Annotated in this window: 8 protein-coding genes and 1 pseudogene; 8 read left to right on the plus strand and 1 reads right to left on the minus strand. The window is 55.1% G+C overall.

All coding sequences use genetic code 11. The features are described from left to right. Positions 1–35: 35 nt before the first annotated feature. Complete coding sequence (locus tag OA238_RS28440; protein ID WP_015497844.1) at positions 36–1016, minus strand: IS5 family transposase; 981 nt, start codon at positions 1014–1016, stop codon at positions 36–38. A gap of 160 nt (positions 1017–1176) precedes the next feature. On the opposite strand from OA238_RS28440, the gene OA238_RS28445 reads away from it, so the two are divergent. The 8 genes and pseudogenes from OA238_RS28445 (at position 1177) to OA238_RS28475 (ending at position 6180) form a co-directional block, all read left to right on the plus strand. Further along, on the plus strand, positions 1177–1593 hold the full coding sequence (locus OA238_RS28445) for a type II toxin-antitoxin system VapC family toxin (RefSeq protein ID WP_044039190.1): 417 nt from the start codon (positions 1177–1179) through the stop codon (positions 1591–1593). Continuing rightward, positions 1590–1880, plus strand: coding sequence for a hypothetical protein (locus OA238_RS28450; protein WP_044039192.1), 291 nt, complete (start codon positions 1590–1592; stop codon positions 1878–1880). The genes OA238_RS28445 and OA238_RS28450 overlap by 4 nt, the downstream gene beginning before the upstream one ends. Beyond that, on the plus strand, positions 1880–2095 hold the full coding sequence (locus tag OA238_RS28455; RefSeq protein ID WP_015497846.1) for a hypothetical protein: 216 nt from the start codon (positions 1880–1882) through the stop codon (positions 2093–2095). Before OA238_RS28450 ends, OA238_RS28455 begins: the two co-directional genes overlap by 1 nt. A 99-nt stretch (positions 2096–2194) precedes the next feature. Continuing rightward, positions 2195–2353 carry a hypothetical protein gene (locus tag OA238_RS33285; RefSeq protein WP_187293220.1) on the plus strand — a complete coding sequence of 53 codons (159 nt, stop codon included), beginning with the start codon at positions 2195–2197 and terminating at the stop codon, positions 2351–2353. Between the two features lie 234 nt (positions 2354–2587). Next, positions 2588–3127, plus strand: a pseudogene (locus OA238_RS28460) (DotH/IcmK family type IV secretion protein); the annotation flags it as partial. Then, on the plus strand, positions 3124–4509 hold the full coding sequence (locus OA238_RS28465; protein ID WP_044039194.1) for a DotG/IcmE/VirB10 family type IV secretion system protein: 1386 nt from the start codon (positions 3124–3126) through the stop codon (positions 4507–4509). The pseudogene OA238_RS28460 and the gene OA238_RS28465, both read left to right, overlap by 4 nt. Next, positions 4509–4760: an IcmT/TraK family protein gene (icmT, locus tag OA238_RS35410; protein ID WP_051076680.1), complete on the plus strand. Its 252-nt coding sequence runs from the start codon at positions 4509–4511 to the stop codon at positions 4758–4760. The genes OA238_RS28465 and icmT overlap by 1 nt, the downstream gene beginning before the upstream one ends. A gap of 289 nt (positions 4761–5049) precedes the next feature. Continuing rightward, on the plus strand, positions 5050–6180 hold the full coding sequence (locus OA238_RS28475; RefSeq protein WP_015493784.1) for an ISAs1 family transposase: 1131 nt from the start codon (positions 5050–5052) through the stop codon (positions 6178–6180). Positions 6181–6242 lie beyond the last annotated feature (62 nt).

Genomic DNA, 6242 nt, shown 5'->3' on the forward strand with positions numbered 1-6242 from the left:
TCTGTAGTCGCAAGTGCCCTTTCCCATGATTTAGGTCATGCAACAGCCTCGTACTTGGCACGGCCGAGCCCGTTCATTTTGTTGAGAATGTTAGTCCCAATCCTGACTTCAGTTTTTTGGTTTGGAAAGTTCCGAGATTTCAGTTTGGGGCCGATGACCATCTTCCAGCGGCCTATTTGTGCTTCGCCGCGGCTCCGGTGATTGTAGCCGCTGCTAACTTGCCATGCCAGGCGCCCCTTGTCTCGAATCTCCGCGATGTGTTTATCTCGGGGCGTTGGATTACGGGCAGCATCGAGGCTGAGAACGGCCGTGATCGGAGGCGGAATTACAATCTCTATCGCTTCACCAAAACGGTCCACAAGCAGATCGCTGGTAGGATCGCCATCATAGGCGCCATCCGCCAAAAAGCGGCTAACAGGAGCGTCAATTTGATCGAGAAGTTCGGGCAAAGCAGTTGGGTCGCCCACGTCGTCTTTTGTCAAATCGGAACAAACGATATCTCCAGTTGTGATATCCAGTCCAAGATGAAGCTTGCGCCACGACTTACGTTTGGCCTTTGTTTTATGCTTGTTCTGCAACCATTCGCCTTCACCAAATATCTTCAGACCCGTACTATCTACAACTAATTCGATTGGGCCGGCCCTTTGGGCTTTAGATTTTTCTGGCATGCTGAGCCCCGCACCTCTCCGCGAGAGGGTCGAGAAATTCGGAACGGGAACATCCAGCCCCATAAGCCGCGCCAAACTGCCGACCAATCCTTGCGTCTGCCGCAAAGGTTGTTTGAAAACCATACCCAGCGTCAGGCATACTGATATGGCCATATCAGAGTATGTCGGTTGGCCGCCTGGCGTCTGCCGTTTGGCGGCAAGCCACTTATCTACAACCTCAGGGCTCAACCAAATTGTCACATCACCGCGCTGACGCAGGCCTTCATTGTACACTCGCCAGTTGGTGACCTTCTGTCGCTTCTTTTCAAACTTATGGCGGCGGGAAGAGTTGAATTTGTGCGGCATCATAAATATCCAAGTCGTTAGCAAGCTGGGTGTCTAGCAGAGCCGCTGGGGTCCCTGCAACAACGCCGGTCAAACCCCTGCAATCGCGTGTTGCTGGCCTGGGCCCCGTCGATCCCGACTTCAATATGAAGACTTTCACCGATGAAATGTGGGGGGATGCCTGATGTTTCTGGACGCATCCGTTATCGTCGCCATTCTGGCCGACGAGCCAGACGCGCGCGCGCACCTCAAGCATATTGACGGCTTGCAGACGCAGATTTTTTGCTCACCGTTGGCACGGTTAGAGGCGTCCCTTGCCATCGCCCGCCGCATTGCGGGCGATAAGGGACGGGACGCCGCTATGCACGAAGAAGCGGAGCGGATCGTCACAGACTTTCTCGACGTGCTGGGGGCTCGCGATATTCACATATCGGGCAGCATCGGGCGCTTGGCCCAAGAGGCCGCGCGGACCTATGGCAAGACGGTAGGCCATCCGGCCCAACTGAATTTTGGCGACTGTTTCGCTTATGCCTGCGCCAAAGCCTATCGCGTAGGTCTTCTCTACAAAGGCAACGATTTTTCTGAAACGGATCTGGCATGACACTCCCCTCCCCCGTCTGCGCAGTCTGGAAGTCGGCCGAGTTGCTGATTGCGTTCCACAAGAACAAGAAACGCGAAAAACGGGCCGAGCCGTTTCTGTGGCGACCCAAGGAGGCGTTCGCACGGCTTTTAGCAGAGCCAGAAGATCAAGAGGCGTTCGTTGTGTTGAAGGGCGCGGACGATGTTGAGGACGTTCAAATCAAATTGCACCCAGACAAAGTGGTGATCCGCCGCGACCAGCTTTGGGATGGTCAGGGATCATCATTGACGAACACACCGTCAGGGTGATGGTCGATAACGTCTGGGTCCGTATTGACCACAACGGCAGTGTCGTGGTCGAGCGGGACGCCGAGACAACATATCTTGAGGGCGATGGTTCTATCATCAAGATCAATCCCGAAGCTGAAATCATGGTTTCCAGTGACGGACGCCGCATGAGCCGTCGCACCGACAGCCAAATCGACGCCTTTACGGAGGACGGTTTTGTGTCGCGGAAGAAGTAACCGCGTGAGTGACCAATGCTTTGATTTATGATACCCATTCCCTCCAGTTGCGCCACCCGCTTTTGTGGGTGAAAGCGATGGACGCAAAGGTGGTTGATTATGGGTTATTCACAAAACGAAGCCGCTTTTTACTATGCGAAACAGAACCGCCGGAAAAAGGCTGACAATGCCCGTAAAGCAGCTGGCAAAGGCAGTGCCTTTGGCGATGGTGTCACCCTATTCGGGTCTATCCCAACAAAGGTACGTAATGCGACATAGGACGTCTGGCCGTACATGACAGCCATCCTATGCTGTTGGAAAAGGGTGTCCGAGAGCAAAGTGGTGTCCAAAAGCCCGTTTTCCTAGTTTTTGGTGCATGTACTAGACCCTGTCCGCAATGGAACGTTAGCGGACAGCTATGAACGATGCCAAGTCTTCTGAGGGATGCAACTTCTGCTTCTTTCCCTACCGAAATCATGAGCGTACAAAACCACCTTTGTTGCGACGAACCCTGCATGGCTCATCGCATCTTATGTGATCGGCAAGCCGAATAGCTTTCAGGTCTATGCAATGCAGGAACGCTCCAACCAATTGGCGGTCACGCCGCTGGTCCCGCACAGGTTTTCCAACATCGTGGTGTCCCTCGTGGGTGAGAGCCGGCCGCTGGTCTTTGAAGTGCGCACGAACTCACTCAACACACACTATTGCCGCGACTTCACGGTGCATGGGTTGGGGCCAAATGCGGTTTCAAAGCCTCTCCAGACCCATCAGAGCGAACCGGTCGCGAGCGCCTCCGACGATGTGATGATGGCGTTTGCGACGGGCGCGGATATTCTGGGCAATGCCGTGCGCCTGTCTACTGACAATGTAGCCGTTAAGGCAAGGAGCTATGACGGCGCAATCTATCTGCAATCGGCAGATGCGATCATCTCCCCGCCTGCGTCCTGCATTTTGACTGGCCCCGGTCAAGTCAAAGCCTATCGGATCAGACCCACATCTGTGGCGCTGATTTCGTCGAATGGGCGCGTTTCGAAAGTGGGGATTTCCCAATGACTGATTCAAAAAAGCTGAATGAAAACACAGATGAAGCAGAGGCTGACTCTGCTGTGAACCAAGCTGGAACCGCTGATCGAGCCGATGCAAGACGCGTCACGCGCAGACGCAAGAGTGGGCTTTCATCATTCAGAAACAGTGCCTTAGTCACCGTATTGGTTGTTGGAGGAGCTGTTGGCTTCGAGGATTGGAAGAACCCTGACCTCATTGGTCCGAGACGTGTCGCGGGCACACCGAACGTGGATGATACCCCAGCCGGAGATCAGCTGCGCACGTCAGAGCGCTATCAGGACAATCTGCGGCAACAAAACGAGGACGGTGCGCAAACCGCGCAAGACACTGATACCTCATTTATTGCGACACCCGGTGAACCCCTGCGGCAGATTGATGAGAAACCACCTGCTATTACACCGAACCCAAATCGTCCCCTGCCACTGGCAAACGCACCTGTTGAAACTCAGCAACCCAGGACCGTGGTCATTGACCGTCAGCAACCCGCGCGACAGCAAGCCCAGCCTTCGACAAACCAGCCTCCAGCACCTGACTACGCCCGTATCAACCAGCTCGCCCAATTGATGGCGTCGCAGCAGCAAGGACTGCTTGGCGCGTGGGCTGCCCAGCCTTCAGCCATGACCGTGGTAGTTGAAGAAGACCTCGTGCCCGAGGAAGACGTCGATGTGGCGGGTCAAGCGAGCGAGGGTACTATTCGACAATCCAGCACCCCTGCCCTCTCAGAACCTCTCATCCGTGCAGGCGATGTTGTTCTTGCCACGACCATCATCACTAATGACAGCGACACATCGGGACCGGTGGTCGCACAAATTCGGAAAGGTCCGCTGACAGGCGCGCGTTTGCTTGGTGGGTTTGCACCAAATCAGAACAACACCCATCTTATGGTCCAGTTTGACTCTGCGGTGCTTGAGGACGGAACCGAGATCCCGATAACTGCCTATGCGGTTGATGCCAGTCAGAAGTCACTCGCCGTGCGAACGCATCGGGACCGGCGTTTGTTCGCACGCTACGCACCACGCGTCGCAGCGGCTCTTGTTTGTGGCGTAGGTGACGCCCTGTCGGACCTTGGGACGTCGCTCATCGATCTCAGCGGTGTCACAGGTGTCACACGCCCGGCAGCCACTATCGAACAGGGGCTGTATAAAGGATTGGCAGAAATTGGTAACGATCTGGCCGGAGAGTTTGTGCAGAGTGCGCCCAACGGTCCGCTGATCTCCCTAGGATCGCGTCAGATCATTGGCGCCTGTTCACCAGCAATGTTGTGTGGCCGGACCGATGAGGGCGATGGAACGAGGCTATGGCTGAAGAAAGATACAATTTCTATCGTTCGACGGTGCATTGACGCAATGCGATGGCGCGACCGCATTTGATGTTTTTCGATGCCCGATTCATCTTCTTCGTCGTACTGCTTGTCTTCCACATCCGTTGGTGGACGTTTGCGGTGATAGTGTTTGCCATCGCGGGGTTCACGAGTGCGATCTACTTCAACTACTCGCTTGAGAACGTCTTGCGTTTGTTTAGATCGAAACTTGTAGGATCGTTCCGCCCAGCTGTGGCCTATACGCGGCTTCGGCCAATGGTCGATTATGGTTCTGATGCGCTTAGAGGACACGTGGGGTAGGTATGTGTCTTGAGCATTTCACCAATGGCGCTATTACGAATTCGTTTTTCTTGCACGTGTGCAAGAATATAATCGTCTCAAGATGGAATGCCCCTGTTCTACTGCTTGCTCGGCCCCTTCAGTAAGTGCCATTGCCGACTGATCTGAAGGACGTGGGATAGTGCTTGATGTCATTCTTGAGACGATATCTTATCAGTTTCACCGTCCGTCTTGCACGCACAGGGGAATCGCGTTTGGAACTGAGTGAGTAAAGGATTGCTCTTGCAGGTGATGGCGGGATGGATTCTGGATGGGTGGTTGTTCTCATCGGGTGCTCATCGCCATGCATATTTTTCTATCCGCCTTCGACGAAGTTCCTGATCCGCGCGCCAGTAACGTGCGCCACGACCTTGGTGAACTGCTCGTTATCGCCTTCGTGTCGGTCTTATGTGGATCGACCTCCTGCGCCGAGATGGCCGCATTTGGCCGTGCAAAAGAGAGCCTTTTCAGGAACTTCCTGAAACTCAAGCATGCCATTCCATCGCATGATACCTTCTCGGAGGTCTTCCGGATCATCGACCCGAAGGCACTCGATGCGGCCTTCAGTAAGGTACTTGCCGATGTGACCAAGCTCCTCAAAGACGGTGATATCATCGCGATTGACGGCAAAGCGTTACGGGGTGCGCGCGACCCGGGCGAAAGCGCACGGACCCGCATGATGGTCTCAGCCTATGCCTCGCGGCTGCGCCTGACGTTGGCGACAGTACCTGCCGACCGAGGCACAGAACTCAGCGCGGCCATAGAGGCGCTTGGGTTGATCGATCTGCGGGGCAAGGTGGTCACCGGTGATGCATTACATTGCAACCGCCGCACGGTTGCCGCAATCAACGCAGGCGGCGGTGATTGGTGCCTCGCCCTCAAGGGTAACCAGGAATCCCTGTTGTCTGACGCCCGTGGATGTTTCAGCAAGGGGCACAAAAGCGATCCAACAGCCGTTACGGAAAATACCGGCCATGGAAGAAAAGAAACCCGTAAGGCGGTTGTGGTATCGGCTAAGGCATTGGCAGAATACCACGAATTCCCTGGCCTCAAGGGGTTCGGTCGCATCGAGGCGACCAGAGAGACGGGCGGAAAGGTGACCTCAGAGACCCGCTACTTCGCGCTGTCTTGGGTTCCCACACCTGAGGTGCTGTTGGCCGCTGTCCGCGACCATTGGGCCATCGAAAATGCCCTTCATTGGCAGTTGGATGTGTCTTTCCGCGAGGACGCCGCACGCAATCGGAAAGACAACGGTCCCGGCAACATCGCCGTTCTACGTCGCCGCGCACTCGACGTCCTCCGGCGTGACACATCCAAGGGCTCTCTCTCCATAAAAATCAAACGTGCAGGCTGGGACACCACCTTCTTACGCAGCATTCTCAGTGACTTGGCAACAACATGAGCCAAACGCGATTGCCCTGCTTGCACGCATGCAAGACGGACGGTGACGAAGTATATTGGCTC

It is taken from the genome of Octadecabacter arcticus 238 (assembly GCF_000155735.2).
Lineage (GTDB): Bacteria > Pseudomonadota > Alphaproteobacteria > Rhodobacterales > Rhodobacteraceae > Octadecabacter > Octadecabacter arcticus.